Raw genomic sequence first — 20,319 nt, 5'->3', positions numbered from 1 at the left:
GAATGGTCACGTACTAATGTACGCTCACATTCTGCGCAGCAGACGCCTTGATCTAAAGCAAAATTCAAATACTCTGATAATCTTTTTATTAGATTTAAAAGCCCGGCACCTGCTGGGCTTTTTTGTGTATTAGCAAAAAGACCCCCCCCCTACTTATAGCAGGTTTTTTAGTCTGCTATTTTCGGGTAATTCCCTCTGGGAGCATATCCGCTAAGCTCATTGCTTTTGAGTGAAGGATCTCGGGATTCTGTAAATACTCGGTTAGAAATACCATCGAGTCCTGTCCAAAAAACAATTCATCATCTACAACGAAAGTAGGAACGCCAAAGATGCCCGTTTTAACAGCATCTTGTGTATTCTGTAGCAGCTGATCTTTAATGGTTTGTTGAGAAATTTTAGATTCCAGGTTGGTAATATTCAGAGCCTTAGATAGTGTATTCCAGTCAGTTTCATTTTCAGCGCTGCGGCCTTCTTTCCAGATAAAATCAAAAATCGATTCGATAGCTTTCAGGTCGTTCTCTACTAATAGACTTAAGCGTAAATACTTGAGCGGGTTGAATGGGTGAGCAGGAGGAAGGGTTAATGGAATTTGATATTGTTGCGCCAGCCAAACGATATGTCGAAAGGTATATTCGCGCATTCTTTTAATTTCAGCGGGTCCTTTGGTGTCATAGTGATTGAGTAATCCCGCAAATAAAATGGGTATAGGATTAATTTCGATATCTACAGGTAACGTATTGAAACGTTTTAAAGATAGATAAGCAAAGGGCGAGATAAAGTCGAAATACCAGTCAATTTTTTTCATACTGAAATATTAGCAGTAATTGGCAGTAGTGATTGAATACTATATGAAATAGGTCACCCCCGTACTTATAGGCACTTTTTTAAAAACGTAAATAGAATTTATGCAGAGCTAGGTACTTTTTTAAAGACAACAGATTTAGTACAACTGAATAAAAGCCATCCAGCGTCAATATGTTTGTAAATTTGTAATACCGTAGCGATAAAAAAATTACAGTATTACTGGATACACTATCTCTTGAAAGGCATTAGCAATAAACCTTTAAGGCGACTTTCTCCTCCCGGGTATTCATTCAGGCCAATAGTCATGTTTTCGTGTCCATCCTTGGGTTGTGCGATGTAACTGCCAAAAATCCTATCCCATAGTGAAATATTAAATCCATAGTTGCTATTGGTTTCCCTACCGTAAACCGAGTGATGTACCCGGTGCATATCAGGGGTAACTATCAGCCAACGTAAAATACTATCTCCTGGAACTCTCGCATTGCTATGGTTAAACATCGCCATTCCATTGAGAATAATCTCGAAAACCAGAACGGTCACCGCAGATAAGCCAAATAACCATATTGCTAAAAATTTGATCAGCATTGAGAGAAAGATTTCAATCGGATGAAAGCGTATAGCGGAAGTGACATCTAAGGTTTCATCACTATGGTGTACACGATGTAATTTCCACAATAGCGGGACTTTATGAAAGATTCGATGCTGCCAATAAATTAAACAATCTAATAAAATTACGCCTAAAACTAAAGGTGTACTAATTCCGAATAGGGAGAGGTCATTGTCGGCAATATACAGTGCAAATGCAGTCGCGGAGAAGGGTAATGCTAATCTTAAAAGCAGGGTTGAAATGACCATCATCAATGAATGGTTGGCCCAACGTTTAGCCTTTTCTTTAATAGGTTTTACATAAGCGCGACGTGGCTTCAGTACTTGCCATACAATCATGATGGCAAGTATTCCTAAAAAGGCGAACAGCCGTATTTGGGGCTCATTCGCGATAAGATCATTCATTAGTTAATTAGCCTCTGCGCCAGGTATGGAATTTTTCCACCCATACGAGTAGTTTTTCCGGTGCGTTTTTACGTTTCCAGTCACCAGCAACGTATTTGTTTGCTTCAGACATCGTTGGATAAATATGTATGGTTCCAAGGATCTTATTTAAACCCAGTTTATATTTCATGGCTAAAACAAATTCTGCAATCATGCTGCTGCTGTCTTTACCAACAATGGTAGCGCCAAGAATGGTATCTTTGCCTGGTTGAGTTAACACCTTAACAAAACCGAGGTCAGCACTATCGGCAATTGCACGATCAAGATCATCAATGTCATAGCTGGTTACTTCGTACGGTATACCTTGTTCTTTAGCTTCCTGTTCATTCAGCCCAACGCGTGATACTTCAGGATCAGTAAAAGTTGCCCATGGGATAACACGATAATCGACCTTAAAACGTTTTGCAAAGCCGAATAAGGCATTTACGCTGGCAAACCATGCCATGTGAGATGCTGTGTGGGTAAATTGATAAGGACCGGTAACATCGCCAACCACATGAATATTAGGGTAGTTGGTTTCTAGAAATTGATTCGCGGTAATTGTGCCATTTGGATTAATTTCCACACCAAGTTCTTCCAGTCCAAAACCTGTCACATTAGCTTTACGTCCGATAGCAACAAGTAATTTATCAAAAGGTACTTCGACGGTATTGTCATTATGTTTACAGACCAGAATATCCTGACCATCACGCTGAATTACTTCAACCGCTTCATGTTGAGTGAGCACGTCTACTTTATCTTCATTGAAGCTTTCAAGAACCAGCGCTGAAACATCTTCATCTTCGCGGATTAAGATGCGTTCTTCGCGTTCAATCAAAGTCACTTGAGATCCAAGACGAGCAAACGCTTGAGTGAGTTCAGAACCTATCGGTCCGCCTCCTAAAACTATAAATCTCTGAGGTAATTCATCGATCTCCCACAGGCTATCGCTAGTCAGATAGTCGACTTTATCAAGCCCCGGAATTGCTGGAACAAAGGGTTTAGCACCCGTCGCGACAATAATATTTCGTGTGGTTAATACTTCGCCATTTACCTCAACACGAAATGGATCAAGAATTTTAGCTTCGCCTTGAATGACGTTTACGCCTAGATCGGTATAACGTTCTACTGAATCGTGAGGTTCTATCTTGCGGATGACATCATGAACGCGATTCATCACCGATTTGAAATCAACTTCAGCTTTCATTTTTTCTATGCCGTAGCGCGGGGCATGCTGTGCTTCAGAAAGTAACTTCGCAGTACGGATAATTGCTTTACTCGGTACACAGCCAGTATTCAGACAGTCACCACCCATCTTGTGTTTTTCGATTAAAGTGACCTTCGCTTTGACCGCTGCAGCAATATAGGAAGACACAAGTCCACCAGCGCCAGCGCCTATAACTATCAGGTTGTTGTCGTACTTTTCTGGTTTCTCATAATTAGCGTAAACTTTATTGGCGCGTAGTTTATCCATGACCTTGCGTGCAGCCAGTGGGAATAAACCGAGAATGACGAAGGCAAAGATAAGGCCGGGAGAAATTATTCCTGACAGTGAATCAATTTTTGCTAATTGTGTACCGGCAAAAACATAAGCGATAGTGCCTGATAACATTCCTATTTGACTAACTAGTGCGAATGTTAGAACAGGGAGTTTTGTAAGCCCCATAACAATGTTGACTAAGAAGAAAGGGAAAATAGGAACCAGGCGCATGGCAAATAAGTAGAATGCACCTTCCTTTTGTATACCCTCATTCACTGACTTAAGCTTTTCAGGATAGCGTGACTCCATTGTATCTTGGAGTAAATATCTTGTTGTTAAAAAAGCAAAAGTAGCACCTAAGGTACTGGCAAAAGAAACCATAATCGTACCCGTTACTAAACCGAATAAAGTGCCAGCAAGAATGGTCATGATTGCAGCGCCTGGCAAACTGAGTGCGGTAATAACGACATAACTAACAAAGAAAATCAGTAACGTTAATACGGTGTTATCAGCATAATATTGCTGAAAGGCTGTTTGCTGTTCTTTGATATAGTCTAAAGAGAAGTATTGCTGCAAGTCGAATAGGAAGAACGCGACTATAAGACTGATTATGAATGCTATTATAAATATTTTTTTATTCATGGTTTTTTATTCGGGGTTAGTTAATTTACATCTCTTTACGCAACCGAATCAAACATAGATGCGTAAGTTAGATTGAACATGCTCAATATCACCTTACATAGAGCGTGACAAAGAGAATTAGAATTATATATTTATAATGAAATGAGAAACTTACACATGATAAAACAGATACTACAACTCGTCACTGTCATAGCGATAAGCAGTAATGCCTTAGCTGCTGACAGATTACCAATAGGCCAATTTTCGTCAGGAGACTTGGCAGGATGGGAGCAGAAATCATTCAGTGGCACTACAGTGTATAACATTGTGAGTGACTCTGGACGTAAGGTTCTTAAAGCGACTAGTAATAGCTCGGCTTCCGGGCTGGTTAAAAAGATTAAAGTCGATTTGAATAAAACCCCGGTTCTTAATTGGAGTTGGAAAATTGATACTCAGCTTAAGGGCTTAAACGAGCAAAGCAAGGCAGGTGATGATTATGCTGCTCGTATCTACGTTATTATTGATGGTGGTTTGTTCCCATGGAACTCAAAAGCAATGAATTATGTATGGTCAAGCAATCAGGCGCGTGGTGCAACATGGGGTAATGCCTTTTTACCTAAAAACGCTAAGATGATGGCTGTTAAAGGGCAGAAGGGCCCTGTTGGTGCTTGGCAATATGAAAAGCGCAACGTGAAAGAAGATTTTAGAAAGCTTTATGGTAAAGATCTGTCAAAAATAGATGCTGTTGCAGTAATGACAGATACTGATAACAGTAAAAGAAAAATGACAGCAGCGTATGGAGATATCTTCTTTACTGAACAGTGATGTGAATTCTAATCATCTGTTTTAGTACTTTCAGCGCGTCACTTCACCTTTTGATTTATTGAAAGGTGAGTGACGCACGATTTATGCGTTTTATTTTTTCTAATGCTTTCTAATTCTTTTTAAATTTTGCATAAACAGGCGATACCAGTTTAAAGAATAGAACTAAAACGCCACCCGCCACAATACCAAATAATCCATTGAGTAATGTTGGTGTAATTGCTGACCAGAAATCTCCCAGTGGTAAGGTTTTAAGTGATTGACTGAAGTGTATTACGCCTTCGCCAATATCATGAAAACCATGTACTAAAATACCACCACCTACTAAGAACATCGCTGCGGTTCCAACAATCGTCAGCGTTTTCATCAAAATAGGCGCGAATATCAAAATGCCTTTGCCAATAGAGCGTTTAATATTTGCCCACGTTGATTTGGCTGTGTCTTTAATTAAATGAAGACCTACGTCATCCATTCTTACAATGCCTGCGACCAGACCGTAAACGGCTATGGTGATAAATAGCGCTATTCCTGATACCACTAATGCTTGAATCAGGAATGATTGATCTTTGACAGTACCCAGGGCGATCACAACGATTTCAGCGGATAAAATAAAGTCGGTGCGAATCGCGCCGCTGATCTTATCCTTCTCGAATTCGACCATATCAACTTCAGGATTCTGCAGTGCTTCTAGTTGCTCCTTGTGATGCTCTTGATCTTCATCAGATGAATGTAGTAATTTATGTGCTACTTTTTCGAAACCTTCGTAACACAAAAAAGCGCCGCCTAGCATTAATAAAGGTGTAATCAACCAGGGGATGAAAGCACTGATGGCTAAAGCTGCAGGTACTAAAATCAGTTTATTTTTGAACGAGCCTTTCGCTACTGCCCAAACCACTGGAATCTCTCGATCAGCTTTAATGCCTGAAACCTGTTCTGCATTCAATGCCAGATCATCACCCAGTACGCCTGCAGTTTTCTTCACTGCTACTTTACTCATTACAGCGACATCGTCTAATACAGTCGCGATATCGTCTAACAACGCTAATAAACTGCCAGCAGCCATATACGGTTCCTACTAATTATTTTTGAAACTGGATAATATCATTAAATTCAGGGTTTTAGTTTTGAAAATAATAGGTGGTCATAATCTGTAGGAAAGAATTATGAGATTTGTTCCAGTTTTATAAAAAAGAGCCTAAAAGTAGGGGGGTGACTAATTTAATAGTCATAATCTTAGTAATCTAAAAGTGTACTTCCTATAATTTATTTGATGATTTATTAATATTCTGGATGGCAATTTCTCGCGCTTTTCAGCGCTAAATGCTACCCTTCGTTTCTCTAAAAATTAAACAGATTAATATCATGGTTGTTACTCGTTTTCCTCCTAGTCCTACTGGTGATCTTCATATTGGCGGTGCTCGCACTGCGTTATATTCATGGCTTTATGCACGACAGAATAACGGTAAGTTTATTCTGCGAATTGAAGATACCGATCTGGAACGCAACTCACAAAAATCTATCGATGCAATTCTCGATGGTATGAACTGGTTGGGTCTGGATTATGATGAAGGGCCGGTCTTCCAGACAGATCGCTTTGATCGCTATAAAGAAGTAATTCAGCAATTGCTGGATGAAGGCAAAGCGTATCGTTGTGATTGTAGCCCTGAAGAGCTGGAAGCAGTGCGCGAACAGCAACGTGCAAATAAAGAAAAACCTAAATACAACGGAAAATGTCGTCACCGTACAGATGTTCCGGTAGAAGGTTCTGTGGTTCGTTTCAAGAATCCACTCGAAGGCGATGTGGTTATCCATGATTTGGTGAAAGGCGATATCGTTATCAATAACCGTGAGCTGGATGATTTGATTCTTGCGCGTCCAAATGGCGTTCCTACGTACAACTTAACGGTTGTTGTTGATGATATAGACATGGGTATGACGCACGTGATTCGTGGTGATGATCATATCAATAACACCCCGCGTCAAATCAACTTGTTCGAAGCGTTGGGAGCGAAACTACCTGCATTTGCCCATGTGCCTATGATTCTGGGTGATGATGGCAAACGCCTATCGAAACGTCATGGCGCGGTGGGCGTAATGCAATATCGAGATGATGGCTTTATTCCACAGGCTTTACTAAATTATTTATTACGTCTGGGGTGGTCTCACGAAGATCAGGAAATATTCAGCCGCGAAGAAATGATCAATTTATTTAAAATTGAAAATGTAAACGTGGCACCATCGACCTTTAATACCAAAAAACTGATTTGGGTAAACGAGCAATATATTCAAACCTTACCGGCTGCAGAAATTGCTGAACACTTGCAATGGCATCTGGAAAATCAAAATCTGGATATATCCAACGGCCCAGCGATTACTGATGTGATTGAAGCACACCGTGAGCGCGCTAAAACGCTAAAAGAACTCGCTGAAAATATCCGCTATTACTATCAGGATTTTGAAGAGTTTGATGCGAACGCTACAAAAAAGCATTTCAAAACGGCAACGCCGGGTATTTTACAGAATCTGTTAGATAAGTTTTCTGCGGTAGATGACTGGAATACTGAAAGCATCGATGCTGTGATCAAGGATACCTGTGAAGAGTTAGAGTTGGGTATGGGTAAAGTCGGCCCAGCATTACGTGTAGCTGTAACTGGTGTCGCGATGTCGCCATCACTTGATGTTACGATCAATCTTATCGGCAAAAAACGCACTTTGGAAAGAATGGAAAAAGCAGTGGCTTTCGCCACCGCTAAATACGCTGATTAACAGGATCTATAAAAACACCCTATAAGTAGGGGGGTGACTTATTCATTCCCCTACTGACTGAAAACTATGAAAAGTTATCCGCAAAACAACAAACAATGGGCTGATGAAGCCTATCAAGCATTGATACTTGCCTGGGATGAGCTAAAACAAAACAATCCCTTTCCAAGCGACAAGCAAAAAGAACAGTTAATAGAAATTGCTACCGTCAAGGCCTGCGAAAATAGGGATATTCAGGATTCAAACTTTATAAAACACGCGCAAGCATCTGTAAAAGAATCTTTTTTAGATGATTATAATAGTCGCGATATAGACGAGAAAATTAATTTCTCACTGTGTTTTGCGCTTGCTTATTTTGATGCACATTTATCCTTGAGTATGATTCAGGAAAATGTGGCTAAAGATGTGACCAAATTACTGATGCAAGAATATGATATGAGCTACGAAGGAAAAGTACAGTCGAATGTATTTACCATTAACTATTCTGGAAAAGTTTAGTTATTTAAACCGTTAACAAAAATAGCATCAAAAGTAGGGGGGTGACCTTTTATTATCCCTTGGTTATTTAATAACCCGTTCTGTATCTTGTTTTATATGATGTTTTTATTACCAACTGCGAGGATAAAATGACACGTTCCATCAAACTTTTTGTTAATTCACTATTGCTGGTTTCTGCTTTGATTTTAAATAACTCTGTTATCGCAGCTTCTGATTTAACGCTTAAAAAAATAACAGATAATGTCTATGCGATCGTCGGCGAATTGAGTAATCGTAGCCCGGTAAATCTCGGTAACAACTCTACCTTTGGTGTGGTAGTTACAGATAAAGGTGTGGTGTTAATTGATGCAGGTGCAACCTATAAAGGTGCTGAAAAAATCCACAATGTCATCAAAGGCATAACAGATAAACCCATCGTTACGGTTATCAACACGGGTGGACAAGATCACCGCTGGTTGGGGAATGGCTACTTTAAAAAGCTCGGTGCAAAAATCATTGCCAGTAATGATGCGGTTGAAGATCAAAAAGCTAGAACTCAGGATCAATTTTTTAGGCTGGGAACATTAGTCGGTGATGAAGGTATAAAAGGCACTGAAGCGGTCTATGCCGATACTACTTTTGATACAGAATATAATTTTGAACTGGGCGGAGTTAATTTCGAAATTACGCATGCAGGGCAGGCGCACACTCCGGGAGATAGCTTTATCTGGTTGCCACAACAAAAAGTTATGTTCACCGGAGATATTGTCTATATCGAAAGAATGCTAGGCATCATGGATCATTCTAATAGCAAAAGCTGGGTGGCGGTTTACGAAGCGATGGCAGCACATAACCCCGAACATATTATTCCGGGTCACGGAAATCCAACGACGCTGGAAACAGCCGATAAAGATACCTATGGATATTTAACCTCACTTCGAGATTCGGTGGCTGAATTTATCGATGATGATGGCGATATTTCTGAAATTAGTAAGGTTGATCAGTCAGCGTATAAATATCTTCTCAATTATGATTCCCTCTCTGGGAGAAATGCACAGAAGGTTTATACTGAAATGGAATTTGAGTAGTTGAGATTAGAGATAAATGCACCTTCAGTATAATTTTGTGAGTATTATTATTCTTTCCTGTTATGATTTGTCCTTCGCTCATTAAAATTAAAGTTAATTTTTATTCATATAATCAGAATTTTATGTATGTTGCGTATTAAAGTTTTTTTATTAGTATGTATAGTTAGTCAGCTGGCACTAACATCCATAGTATTTGCTGATAAGCCTTTACGCGTTGGCATTACGTATTGGCCACCCTATCAAATTTTTCAAAACGAATCGGATATAAGTGGTATTGCGTTTGATGTTTTGAAAGAAGTTGAAAAGCGGATGGGTCTCGACCTTAAAATCATCAGGTTGCCTCAAAACCGGATGCTAACCTATTTTCAAAAAGGTGAATTAGATTTAGAACCAGCCGCAAATCCTACATGGCGCTCTGCCTATAAACATTTATCTGTCTACTCAATTCCGTATTTCAAGGTTCAGCACGTCATTTATGCGAGAAAAACCACAGAAACGAGTAGCAATTATGTTAAGGATTTTAAAGATAAAATCATTGGAACAAGATTAGGATATAACTACGATTTATCTATTGGCGAAGCGTTTCACAATCAATCGATTATAAGAAAAGATAGTCAGCAACATGATACCAATCTAATTTTACTCAAAGCTGGGCGTATTGATGGAATTGTAGTTGATCGCCAGGAACTGAAGTATTGGATAAAACAACTTAACTATGATTCTGAAAACTATAAAGAAGCGTATGATATTGGACCATCTATAGATGTATCTATGCGTTTACATATTAGCCAATCTAAATTATTACCAGAAATAAACAAAACCTTAGCCGAAATGCTGAAGGATGGCTTCGTAGATAACGCTATAAAGAAATATACATCTAAAGAAGCGAATCAAATGGTTACTGAGATAGTTGACTAAATCTGATTGGCAAACAGCAAACACTGCCTGGCTTGTTTAATCTTTTTTCTTTCTGCTCATTTTTGCAAAATCCTTTTCCAAAGGTAATCTTGAGATTACATAAAAAGCAGGAATCGTGGCAATCATTACCCAGATAAAGAAGTGTGGGTAGCCTAGCTGTTCCTGAATCCAGCCACTGAACATTCCCGGGATCATCATACCCATTGCCATAAACCCTGTGGCGATTGCGTAATGTGCGGTTTTGAAATTTCCTTCGGCAATGTATATCAAATACATCATGAAAGCGGTAAAACCAAAGCCATAACCGAATTGTTCTATCGCTACCAGTACGTGTATCACCAAAGAACTTTCTGGCTGCTGATAGGCCATATAGATATAGGCAATATCGGGAAGATTGATAGCCAATGCCATCCACCATATCCATGCTTTTAGCCCATGTCGCGAAACTAGAATGCCTCCTAATATTCCGCCAACGACCAAGGCAGAAACTCCTACCGTTCCATAGATAAAACCAACGGCTTCCGTACTTAATCCTAATCCGCCTGCGCTTCTATGATCGAGCATAAATAGACTTGCGATTTTGCCAAGCTGTGCTTCGCCGAGTCGGTATAACAAAATAAAAGCGATAAACAAAACGACATGTTGCTTGCGGAAGAAGCTTTTAAACACTTCCAAATAAGAAGCAAATGTTGATTTTGATGCTAATGACCGTGACTGACTGTTTTCTTTAGGGAGAATAAAAGCATGGTAAATGGAAACGCCAACTAAAATTACTGCCAGTAAAGCCATGGTGATCTGCCATGCTGTTCTTACGTCGTAAATATTTTCAAGTTTACCGGCTAAAATCACAATTAAACCTTGTCCGGTAATCATTGCGATTCGGTAAAAGGTAGAACGAATTCCCACAAAGAAAGCTTGCTGGCCTTTATCCAGCACTTGCATATAGTAGCCATCAGCTGCGATATCGTGGGTGGCAGAACTAAACGCGAGCAACCAGAATATCACTAGTGAATAAAGTAGGTAATTATCTAATGGTAAGGTTAATGCGATTCCAGCAAGACCCGCACCGAGTAATAGCTGCATGCTGATAACCCAGAAACGTTTGCTTCGATAGATATCTACAAACGGACTCCACAACGGTTTTATCACCCAGGGCAAATAAAACCACGCAGTATAAAAAGCGATTTCGCTATTACTTAAGCCAAAGCTTTTATACATAAAGGTTGAAAGCACGACGATCGCGAAATAAGGAAGTCCTTCGGTAAAATATAAGGTCGGAATCCAGTACCAAGGCCGTAAATTACCCTCAGTCGTGCTCTGTTTGATCGACATTGTTTGCTCCCCAGCGTCCCCAATGGTTGTTTTTAATTATTGTTAGTGTTCATTTTTGATTATTAAAAGTTTCATTGAGGGTATCATCACTTTGTGTATTTAAACAAATGCAAAAAAGTCCTTTGCTCTGCATAGATCCTATTTACGTTTTAGAAGAATAATAACGTAAATATCATTCCGCAAAGCATAACTTCCTTTGGTCATTTTAAATAACAAAATGAAAAGTCACTTCGCGAAGCATAAATTCTATTTACGTTTTTAAACAACAAAAACGTAATATCATTCCGCAAAGCATAAGTTCCTTTGGTTATTTTAAATAACAAAATGAAAAGTCACTTAAAAGTAGGGGGGTGACATTATCAATAGTTAATAGTTTATTAATAGTTTAAAAGGTGCTTTATGCCGCATTGTATTATCGAACATTCAGAAGATGTTCTCTCAAGTGTTAATCAACAACAACTTATAGATACCGTTTTAACGGGGGCTAAAAAGTCAGCATTGTTTGAGCTGGATCATATTAAACTGCGCACACAGTCTTATGAGTATTACCAAAAAGGAGATGTGAAACAGGCAGGTTTTATTCACGTAACTTTAAGGATTTTAGAGGGGCGGACAGAAGAGCAACGACAAGAATTGTCTGAAAAAGTCTTATCAGAATTTGATGGTTTATCTTTGAAACGTGTAACGATAACGGTTGAAATTGTAGAGATGGAAACAGCGAGCTATTCGAAAAAAGTGACTTAGCTCCTCACTTTGCATGAATTGGCTTAACTGGGTAAATAGGACTAATAGGATTTTTATAAACAAGTTTCGATAACTGTTCTAAATCGCGATTTTAGCTTTCACGGCTTACTTCAACTTCTGGAACGCCCGCATTTGAAACGGTCGCTTTAATCAAGATAGGTTGACAGCAGACCTCACAATCTTCCACATATTCTTGTGAGTTAACTGAACAATCAATGGTTATTTCAAACATTTCCCAGCAGTAGGGACACTGGATGGTTTTTGCTTCTAGTCCGTTCATAATTTTTTATCCTTCTATAACTACAGTGTAGTCTAAGTTTTTAAAACTGTTTTGATTGCCTCAACATAAACCCAGTGATTTTTTACTCGTTTAAAAGTACTGTTTTCATGATGTTCGAATATTTCATCTCCAACTTTGAATTTAGCGATAAATTCAACCGTGCCATCTCTTTCATTAATATCCCCATTCTTTGATGACAGAATTTCCAAGGAAATAAAGTTTTCCGTTTTACCTTCTCTTAAGCTTTGTAATGTTGGTCGGGTATCTTCATCCCAGGTGCGGAAGATGTACTGAGGTAGATCTAGAACATACGCGCTATATCGAGAACGCATCAACGTTTCTGCAGTAGGCGCGTGAAGTTTACCTTTGTGATATTTACCACAACAAATAGTGTATTTTTGATTAGATCCACAAGGGCATAAATTAGGGGATTTACTCATTGTTTAATCAAACTTTATTGAGTGATGTTCGCATCAAATTCACCATCTTTTAATTTGATAGAAATAGCCTTCACATTATCTGTTTGCTTAATCGATGTGATTAAAGCATCGGTGTCTTTATTTTTTACAATGGCATAACCACGATCTAATGTTTTTAACGGGCTTATGCTATCTAAAGTTGCCATCTTTAATTGGAATAGCGATCTTGATTGGGTCAACTTCGTTTGCATGCTTTGATTAAGCCGGGATTCGAAGTGTTCTAATTGTTGTTTTTGTTGCTGAATTTTTCTGTTGGGTAGCGTCGCTTTAAGTCTGGTATGTAAATAAGTAATGCTAGTTTTCTTTTGTTCTAATAGTTTATTTAGCTGTTGATGCATACGTGATTCAACTTCATCGAGTCTTTGATATTGTTGCTGAATTTTTTGTGATGGTTTTTGTAATGCTAATCGAGATTGCAACCAGGTTAAATGTTGTTGGCGTGATGAGATCTCTCTTTGTATCCGTTCTTCTAACCATAATTTGGTTTGAATAACATCGGTATACAGCTGGTTTCTATCCGGGGTAATGAGCTCGGCAGCAGCAGAAGGAGTTGGCGCGCGCAAGTCGGCAACAAAGTCGGCGATGGTAAAGTCAATTTCATGACCTACACCACAAACTATCGGAGTACTGGCGTTATAGATTGTTTTAGCTACATTTTCTTCATTGAATGAACATAGGTCTTCAATGGAGCCACCACCTCTGGCAAGAATAATAACGTCACATTTTTTATCGGCGTCGGCTCTACGGATGGCTGTTTCAATTTCTAGTTTGGATGCTTCGCCTTGTACCGCTACAGGATAAATCAATACAGGTGTTTGTGGGCTCCGTCTTTGTAACACATTCAGTATGTCGCGAATTGCAGCACCTGTAGGTGATGTTATTACCCCAATTCGTTTAGGATATTCTGGAAGTTCTTTTTTATGTACATCAGCAAATAAACCCGCAGCAGATAATTTTTGTTTTAATAGTTCGAACTGTTTTTGTAACTGGCCAACACCTGCGTCTTCCATGTGCTCGGCGATTAATTGATAATCACCGCGTGGTTCGTATAAACCAACTCTGCCTCTTACCAAAACCTTCATGCCGTTTTCTGGCTTGATACTCAATTTCATATTTCTGTTACGAAACATGGCAGAACGAATCTGGGATTTATTGTCTTTGAGGGTGAAGTACAAATGGCCTGAAGACGGTCGAACTAAATTAGAAATTTCACCTTCTACCCATAACAAGGGAAAGCCACGAGTTAATAACTGATTAACTTCAGAATTGAGTTCGGCAACACTTAGGATAGTTCGGTTAGAATTTAGCATTCAGGAAATGAGTGATTTAATAAAAAAGAGTTTCAATCTATATGTCTAGATAGAAGGAGTTAGAAGCGTGGTCCGGCATTTTTAGCAATGGCCGCTTGCTTTCTTACAGCAGGAAGTTGATCAATAATGATGTTCGCTAATTCGATGGCTTTTTTATCATTACCTTCTTTGGCGGCAGCTTCTGCACTTTTGATTATTTTACCCGTATCGCGCCATTCATATCCCAGCTCAGCGGCTTCTTTTTGAGCTTCTTTTGCTTGCTGGATAGCATCGTCTGCTTCAGTGGCTGATAGTCCTGCTGCAAAGGCAAAAGTAAACGCGGTAATTAATATTTTTATTCTCATCAACTGCCTCATTTACTCCTTTAGTTTATGGTTAATTTTCAAACCGATTTAGTATGCGTTTAATTAGGTTTTCGAGCAATGAGTTTATTTTCGAATATTTGCCTTTTTTAGTGCAATACCAGTTTACCTTATAAAGGTCAATGACTATAATCACCCGCTAATATTTTATAAAAGCTCTGAATAATTTTCAGGGCTTTTTTTGAATTTACGATATTCGAAGTACCTGCAATTATTTAGCTCGACTACTTAATATTTTTGATATTTGTAATTAGCGTGTCACCCGCATACTAAGCAGCAATAAGTTAAGTCAAAGCTATTTATTGGTATTTAATGATAAATGACTGAATTCAAAATCCATAACCCCAACAAAAACCGGATTTACCTTATGAGAATACTTGAAGAAGCACTTACATTTGATGATGTACTCCTAGTGCCAGCACATTCTAATGTGTTACCTGCAGAGGTTGATTTGAGTACACATCTGACTAAAAAAATAGTCTTAAATATCCCAATGCTTTCAGCTGCAATGGACACTGTTACTGAAGCTAAACTTGCGATCGCCTTAGCACAGGAAGGCGGACTAGGAATTGTGCATAAAAATATGACAATTGATGCGCAAGCTAAGATCATATCTACCGTTAAGCGTTTTGAAAGCGGCATCATAAAAGAACCAATTACAGTTACCGCAGATGTTTCAGTCGGTGATGTTATGGCATTAACCGCCAAGCATAGAATCTCCGGTGTACCTGTTGTTGCTGATGGCGATGATCTGGTAGGAATCGTCACCAGTCGTGATCTGCGTTTCGAGACAAATCTTGAACAACCAGTATCAGCGATCATGACGCCTAAAGAAAAATTAATAACGGTTTCTGAAGGTGCTAGCAAAGGTGAAATAAAAAAATTATTACATACCAACCGTATTGAGAAGGTATTGGTAGTTAATGATAATTTCAAGCTGCGTGGATTGATCACTGTTAAAGATATACAAAAGTCAAAAGACTTTCCAAATGCCTGTAAAGACAGTTCAGGTAGTCTGCGAGTTGGAGCAGCAGTTGGAACAGGACACGGTACAGAAGCGCGTGTAACTGCTTTAGTCAAAGCTGGTGTAGATGTACTCATTGTTGATACCGCACATGGTCATTCACAAGGTGTTCTTGATCGTGTGAAATGGGTAAAAGAATCATTCCCTGACGTTCAGGTTATTGGTGGCAATATCGCTACTGGCGCAGCAGCGTTAGCATTGGTTGAAGCAGGAGCAGATGCGGTTAAAGTAGGAATAGGCCCAGGTTCAATCTGTACTACTCGTATGATAGCAGGCGTTGGTGTTCCCCAAATTACTGCAATCATGAATGTAGCAAAAGCATTAAAAGGAATGGATATTCCTTTAATCGCTGATGGTGGAATTCGTTTCTCAGGTGATATCGCAAAATCTCTCGCAGCGGGTGCACATTGTGTCATGTTGGGCGGAATGTTTGCAGGTACTGATGAAGCACCGGGCGAAATCATTATTTATCAGGGACGCTCTTACAAGTCATATCGTGGCATGGGTTCTTTGGCAGCAATGGCAGATGGTTCAAGCGATCGCTACTTCCAGGAATCTGAAAATGCAGCAGATAAACTCGTACCAGAAGGTATTGAAGGACAGGTTCCTTACAAAGGCCCGCTATCTCCAATCATCCATCAATTAACGGGCGGTATCCGTTCGAGTATGGGTTATGTTGGCTGTAAAGATTTAAAAGAAATGCGTAACAAGCCAGAGTTTGTGCGTATTACCGGTGCTGGTATGAAAGAGTCGCATGTGCATGACGTGACGATAACCAAAGAGGCACCAAACTACCATTCGTAATTGATTAGCTCACTACTAGTACTTGCCATTTCGGTGTTGGGCGAATGTTCATTTACACACTGTAAACTTCACATTCACCCGTCTTGAACTGACAAGTACTAGCAGCAATCTAAACATTACGAAAATATTGTTTAGTATTTCCCTAAGTGTTTTACTGTTTCTCGTTAAACATAAAACAGATTTAAACTCATTCAACAAAGTCTATTTTCTATGACCAATAATATTCATACAGACCGCATTTTAATTCTCGATTTTGGTGCTCAATACACCCAGTTAATTGCTCGTCGAATTCGTGAGGTTGGGGTGTATTGTGAAATCTACCCTTGGGATGTTAGCGATCAGGATGTGATAGATTTTGGTGCGAAGGGCATTATTCTTTCAGGTGGCCCGGAATCTACGATTGCTGAGAATGCGCCTGTTGCACCTCAAGCGGTTTATGATTTAGGTGTGCCAGTGTTAGGTATTTGTTACGGCATGCAGACTATGGCGATGAATTTTGGTGGTAAGGTCGAAAGAGCTGATCATCAGGAATATGGCTATGCACAGGTTCGTGCTCGTGGTCATACGGCACTATTCAAAGACATTCAGGATGAAGTGAATGCAGAAGGTCATGGTTTATTAGATGTGTGGATGTCACATGGTGATCATGTGGTAGAGATTCCTGAGTCGTTTAAATTAATGGCGAGTACATCAAACGCACCGATTGCGGGTATTGCGAATGAAGAGAAGCAATTCTACGGCATTCAGTTTCATCCAGAAGTTACTCATACTAAGCAAGGTGGCGCTATTTTAGAACGCTTTGCCTGTACCATTTGTGGTTGTGCAAAGTTATGGACGCCGTTAAATATTATCGAAGATAGTATTGAAAATGTGAGAAAACAGGTCGGCGACGATGAAGTTATTCTTGGTTTATCTGGTGGTGTTGACTCTTCAGTAGTTGCTGCGATGTTGCACAAAGCGATCGGCAAACAGTTAACTTGCGTGTTTGTTGATACGGGTCTACTTCGATTAAACGAAGGTGATCAAGTGATGGATATGTTCGCTGAGCACATGGGTGTGAAAGTTATTCGTGTCGATGCAGAACAACGTTATCTTGATGCGCTTGAAGGTAAAACTGATCCAGAAGAGAAACGTAAGATCATTGGAAATTTGTTTGTTGAAATCTTCGATGAAGAATCTTCAAAACTGACTAATGCGAAGTGGTTAGCACAGGGAACCATCTATCCTGATGTGATTGAATCTGCTGGCAGTAAAACCGGTAAGGCGCATTTGATAAAGTCTCACCACAATGTTGGTGGATTACCAGAAGATATGAAGTTAGGTCTGGTAGAGCCTCTGCGTGAGTTGTTTAAGGATGAAGTTCGAACCATTGGTGTTGAGCTTGGATTACCCGAAGAGATGGTACGTCGCCATCCTTTCCCAGGTCCTGGTTTAGGGGTTCGAATTCTGGGCGAAGTGAGAAAGCAGTATGCTGATATACTACGTCTAGCAGATAATATCTTTATCGAAGAGCTATATAAGCAAGATCTATATCACAAGACGTCACAAGCCTTTGCAGTGTTCTTACCCGTAAAGTCTGTCGGTGTTACAGGAGATGGACGTCGCTATGATTATGTAATAGCGCTTCGAGCAGTTGAGACCATTGACTTTATGACAGCACGTTGGGCACATTTGCCCTATGACTTCCTTGGTCATGTGTCTAATCGTATTATTAATGAGATCGAGAATGTGTCTCGCGTGACTTATGATATCTCAGGAAAGCCACCAGCTACCATTGAATGGGAATAATTTTTACTCCACAGTCTACTTCTATAACTTACCATTTCTGCGTTGGGAAAATAGTTACTTACGTTTGTAAGCGCCTATTTCCCCGCCTTGAATTGATAAGCTCTAGAAGCACCCTGAGTAGTAAAAAACACACAAATTATTTCTATGTCTGTTGAAAAAACGCCTATAAGTGGGGGGGTGACCTCTATTTCTGATGAAGATGATATTGTTCATCAGAAATGGATGAAACACGCGCTTATGTTGGCAAAACGCTCTCGTGATGAGGGTGAGGTTCCTGTCGGTGCTTTGGTAGTCAAAGATGGCGAATTGATTGCAGAAGGCTGGAATCGGCCGATTGAAACTCACGATGCGACGGCACATGCCGAAATTATGGCGATTCGTGAAGCGGGGCGAATCCTAAATAACTACCGTATCCCAGATACCAAAATTTACGTCACACTCGAACCTTGTACGATGTGTGCGGGTGCTATTATTCATGCTCGTATTGGTCAATTAATTTTTGGTGCACCGGATCCGCGTACAGGAACAGCGGGAAGTGCAATCGATCTTTTCTCAAAGGATTATCATAATCACCGTGTTGATGTAACTGGTGGTATTATGCGTGATGAATGCGGTGATATTTTAAGAGCATTTTTTAAAGCGCGCCGCAAATAAGCACATCGATAAAAAACTGCTCAAAAGTAGGGGGGTGACTTTTCATTTCTCATTTATATACCTATAAACAGGAAAGACTATGGAAAAAGATGAATCAGTAAGCGTATTGGGTGAGCCATTAGATATGTGTGGTGATGCACCGATGACTGGCTTTTATCGCGATAGTTACTGTAATACCTGTGATGAAGACGTCGGCTCACATACGGTGTGCGTTGAAATCAGCAAGTTGTTTCTTGAGTACTCAAAAGCCAAAGGCAATGATCTTTCTACGCCTGTTCCGCAATTTGGTTTTGTGGGTTTAACATCTGGTGATAGCTGGTGTTTATGTGCTGCACGTTGGTTAGAGGCTTATAATGACGGTGCCGCGCCTAGAGTGTTTTTAAGCAGAACGCATAAGCGAGCCTTAGATATTGTTTCTTTGGATATCCTTAAGCAATATGCGACAGATTTAAATTAAGCATTGAAACTCACCGCTATAACAACCATATTTTAAACACTTTTACCTTTAACAAACTTTTAAGAAATACGAGATCATGTCTAATACACCTTCAGAAAAATTCGTAGTCTGTGCTTTATATCACTTTGTGATTCTGGAAGACTTTGAAGCACTTCGAGATCCATTACATCAAGTTATGGAAGATAATGGTGTGCGTGGCACATTATTACTGGCTCGCGAAGGTATCAATGGCACGATTTCTGGTACACGTGAAGGAATCGATGCAGTTTTGGCTTGGATACGTAATGATCCTCGTTTAGCAAAAGTAGATACCAAAGAATCGTATGATGACATTATTCCGTTTTACCGCACTCGCGTAAAACTCAAAAAAGAAATTGTTACCATGGGTATCGAAACAATCGATCCAAAAGAAATTGTAGGTACCTATGTAAAGCCAGAAGACTGGAATGATCTGATTTCAGATCCGGATGTTATTCTGGTTGATACACGTAATGATTACGAAGTGGCTATCGGCACCTTTAAAAATGCGGTGAATCCGGATACTACCGTTTTCCGTGAATTTCCTGCCTATGTTGAAGAAAATCTAAACCCCAATAAACACAAAAAAGTGGCGATGTTTTGTACCGGCGGTATTCGGTGTGAAAAATCGACTGCGTATTTAAAAACTCAAGGCTTTGAAGAGGTTTACCACTTGGAAGGTGGCATTCTAAAATATCTTGAAAACGTGGCTGAAGAAGAGTCAATGTGGGAAGGTGAGTGCTTTGTTTTTGATAATCGCGTATCAGTGAATCATCAATTAGAAAAAGGCTCTTACGATCAGTGTCACGCGTGTCGTATGCCGATTACTGAAGAAGATAAACAACACCCGAATTTCTTGCATGGCGTGAGTTGTCATCATTGTCATGACCATACCGATGAAGTGCAGAAGCAACGTTATTTAGAACGTCAGAGACAAATAGAATTAGCGCGTCTGCGCGGTGAAGAACATATTGGTGGTGATGTGACTAAATTTGCCAATAAACATCGTAATCAGAAAAAAGAGTTTAAAGAAACGCAGAAGAGTCAGAACAAATCGTAGATGTA

The 20,319-nt window shown here is 39.7% G+C and carries 20 protein-coding genes; 11 read left to right on the top strand and 9 right to left on the bottom strand.

Annotation, left to right across the window (positions count from 1 at the left end; translation table 11 throughout):
* Positions 1–175: 175 nt before the first annotated feature.
* From Q1A31_RS10140 to Q1A31_RS10130, 3 genes are all read right to left on the bottom strand, one after another.
* The gene (locus Q1A31_RS10140) at positions 176–805 is read right to left on the bottom strand and encodes a 2-hydroxychromene-2-carboxylate isomerase (protein WP_299875973.1); all 630 of its coding nucleotides are present in this window, start codon (positions 803–805) and stop codon (positions 176–178) included.
* Between the two features lie 227 nt (positions 806–1,032).
* Entirely contained in the window at positions 1,033–1,815 is a 783-nt protein-coding gene (locus Q1A31_RS10135; protein ID WP_299875971.1) for a sterol desaturase family protein, read from the bottom strand.
* A 7-nt stretch (positions 1,816–1,822) separates the two neighbouring features.
* On the bottom strand, positions 1,823–3,955 hold the full coding sequence (locus tag Q1A31_RS10130) for an FAD-dependent oxidoreductase (RefSeq protein WP_299875969.1): 2,133 nt from the start codon (positions 3,953–3,955) through the stop codon (positions 1,823–1,825).
* A gap of 156 nt (positions 3,956–4,111) precedes the next feature.
* Here Q1A31_RS10130 and Q1A31_RS10125 point away from each other — a divergent pair, with 156 nt between their 5' ends.
* Positions 4,112–4,759: a DUF3047 domain-containing protein gene (locus Q1A31_RS10125; RefSeq protein ID WP_299875968.1), complete on the top strand. Its 648-nt coding sequence runs from the start codon at positions 4,112–4,114 to the stop codon at positions 4,757–4,759.
* Positions 4,760–4,868: 109 nt separating this feature from the next.
* Here the strand turns inward: Q1A31_RS10125 and Q1A31_RS10120 are convergent, their stop codons facing one another.
* Entirely contained in the window at positions 4,869–5,819 is a 951-nt protein-coding gene (locus tag Q1A31_RS10120) for a DUF808 domain-containing protein (protein ID WP_299875966.1), read from the bottom strand.
* 296 nt (positions 5,820–6,115) lie between these two features.
* On the opposite strand from Q1A31_RS10120, the gene gltX reads away from it, so the two are divergent.
* The 4 genes from gltX to Q1A31_RS10100 all read left to right on the top strand — a co-directional run bounded on the left by gltX (position 6,116) and on the right by Q1A31_RS10100 (position 10,002).
* A complete protein-coding gene (gene gltX / locus Q1A31_RS10115) occupies positions 6,116–7,522 on the top strand; it encodes a glutamate--tRNA ligase (RefSeq protein ID WP_299876048.1) in 1,407 nt (468 codons plus the stop codon).
* 66 nt (positions 7,523–7,588) lie between these two features.
* Positions 7,589–8,017: a hypothetical protein gene (locus tag Q1A31_RS10110; protein WP_299875964.1), complete on the top strand. Its 429-nt coding sequence runs from the start codon at positions 7,589–7,591 to the stop codon at positions 8,015–8,017.
* A 128-nt stretch (positions 8,018–8,145) separates the two neighbouring features.
* Positions 8,146–9,084, top strand: a complete 939-nt coding sequence (locus Q1A31_RS10105) for an MBL fold metallo-hydrolase (protein ID WP_299875962.1) — start codon at positions 8,146–8,148, stop codon at positions 9,082–9,084.
* 126 nt (positions 9,085–9,210) lie between these two features.
* Entirely contained in the window at positions 9,211–10,002 is a 792-nt protein-coding gene (locus tag Q1A31_RS10100) for an ABC transporter substrate-binding protein (protein WP_299875960.1), read from the top strand.
* A gap of 36 nt (positions 10,003–10,038) precedes the next feature.
* On the opposite strand, the gene Q1A31_RS10095 is transcribed toward Q1A31_RS10100, so the two are convergent.
* Positions 10,039–11,334, bottom strand: a complete 1,296-nt coding sequence (locus Q1A31_RS10095; protein WP_299875958.1) for an MFS transporter — start codon at positions 11,332–11,334, stop codon at positions 10,039–10,041.
* A 399-nt stretch (positions 11,335–11,733) separates the two neighbouring features.
* On the opposite strand from Q1A31_RS10095, the gene Q1A31_RS10090 reads away from it, so the two are divergent.
* Positions 11,734–12,078, top strand: coding sequence for a 5-carboxymethyl-2-hydroxymuconate Delta-isomerase (locus Q1A31_RS10090; protein WP_299875956.1), 345 nt, complete (start codon positions 11,734–11,736; stop codon positions 12,076–12,078).
* Positions 12,079–12,169: 91 nt separating this feature from the next.
* On the opposite strand, the gene Q1A31_RS10085 is transcribed toward Q1A31_RS10090, so the two are convergent.
* The 4 genes from Q1A31_RS10085 to Q1A31_RS10070 are packed head-to-tail and all read right to left on the bottom strand — an operon-like array spanning position 12,170 to position 14,491.
* Positions 12,170–12,358, bottom strand: a complete 189-nt coding sequence (locus Q1A31_RS10085; RefSeq protein WP_299875954.1) for a CPXCG motif-containing cysteine-rich protein — start codon at positions 12,356–12,358, stop codon at positions 12,170–12,172.
* A gap of 32 nt (positions 12,359–12,390) precedes the next feature.
* Positions 12,391–12,798, bottom strand: coding sequence for a YchJ family protein (locus Q1A31_RS10080; protein WP_299875952.1), 408 nt, complete (start codon positions 12,796–12,798; stop codon positions 12,391–12,393).
* 14 nt (positions 12,799–12,812) lie between these two features.
* Positions 12,813–14,147 (bottom strand): exodeoxyribonuclease VII large subunit, encoded by a 1,335-nt coding sequence (gene xseA, locus Q1A31_RS10075; RefSeq protein WP_299875949.1) that lies wholly within the window; start codon positions 14,145–14,147, stop codon positions 12,813–12,815.
* Between the two features lie 59 nt (positions 14,148–14,206).
* The gene (locus Q1A31_RS10070) at positions 14,207–14,491 is read right to left on the bottom strand and encodes a hypothetical protein (RefSeq protein WP_299875947.1); all 285 of its coding nucleotides are present in this window, start codon (positions 14,489–14,491) and stop codon (positions 14,207–14,209) included.
* Positions 14,492–14,876: 385 nt separating this feature from the next.
* On the opposite strand from Q1A31_RS10070, the gene guaB reads away from it, so the two are divergent.
* From guaB to Q1A31_RS10045, 5 genes are all read left to right on the top strand, one after another.
* Positions 14,877–16,337 (top strand): IMP dehydrogenase, encoded by a 1,461-nt coding sequence (guaB, locus tag Q1A31_RS10065; protein ID WP_299875945.1) that lies wholly within the window; start codon positions 14,877–14,879, stop codon positions 16,335–16,337.
* Positions 16,338–16,547: 210 nt separating this feature from the next.
* Entirely contained in the window at positions 16,548–18,125 is a 1,578-nt protein-coding gene (gene guaA, locus Q1A31_RS10060; protein WP_131905351.1) for a glutamine-hydrolyzing GMP synthase, read from the top strand.
* A gap of 144 nt (positions 18,126–18,269) precedes the next feature.
* Positions 18,270–18,779, top strand: coding sequence for a tRNA adenosine(34) deaminase TadA (tadA, locus tag Q1A31_RS10055; protein ID WP_299875942.1), 510 nt, complete (start codon positions 18,270–18,272; stop codon positions 18,777–18,779).
* 79 nt (positions 18,780–18,858) lie between these two features.
* A complete protein-coding gene (locus Q1A31_RS10050) occupies positions 18,859–19,236 on the top strand; it encodes a DUF2237 family protein (protein ID WP_299875940.1) in 378 nt (125 codons plus the stop codon).
* Positions 19,237–19,312: 76 nt separating this feature from the next.
* Positions 19,313–20,314 (top strand): rhodanese-related sulfurtransferase, encoded by a 1,002-nt coding sequence (locus tag Q1A31_RS10045; RefSeq protein WP_299875938.1) that lies wholly within the window; start codon positions 19,313–19,315, stop codon positions 20,312–20,314.
* The last annotated feature ends 5 nt before the right edge of the window (positions 20,315–20,319 follow it).

Source organism: uncultured Cocleimonas sp., assembly GCF_947495625.1.
Lineage (GTDB): Bacteria > Pseudomonadota > Gammaproteobacteria > Thiotrichales > Thiotrichaceae > Cocleimonas.
The sequence above is the reverse complement of the archived record's forward strand: the minus strand, read 5'-3'. Positions and strand labels throughout refer to the sequence as shown.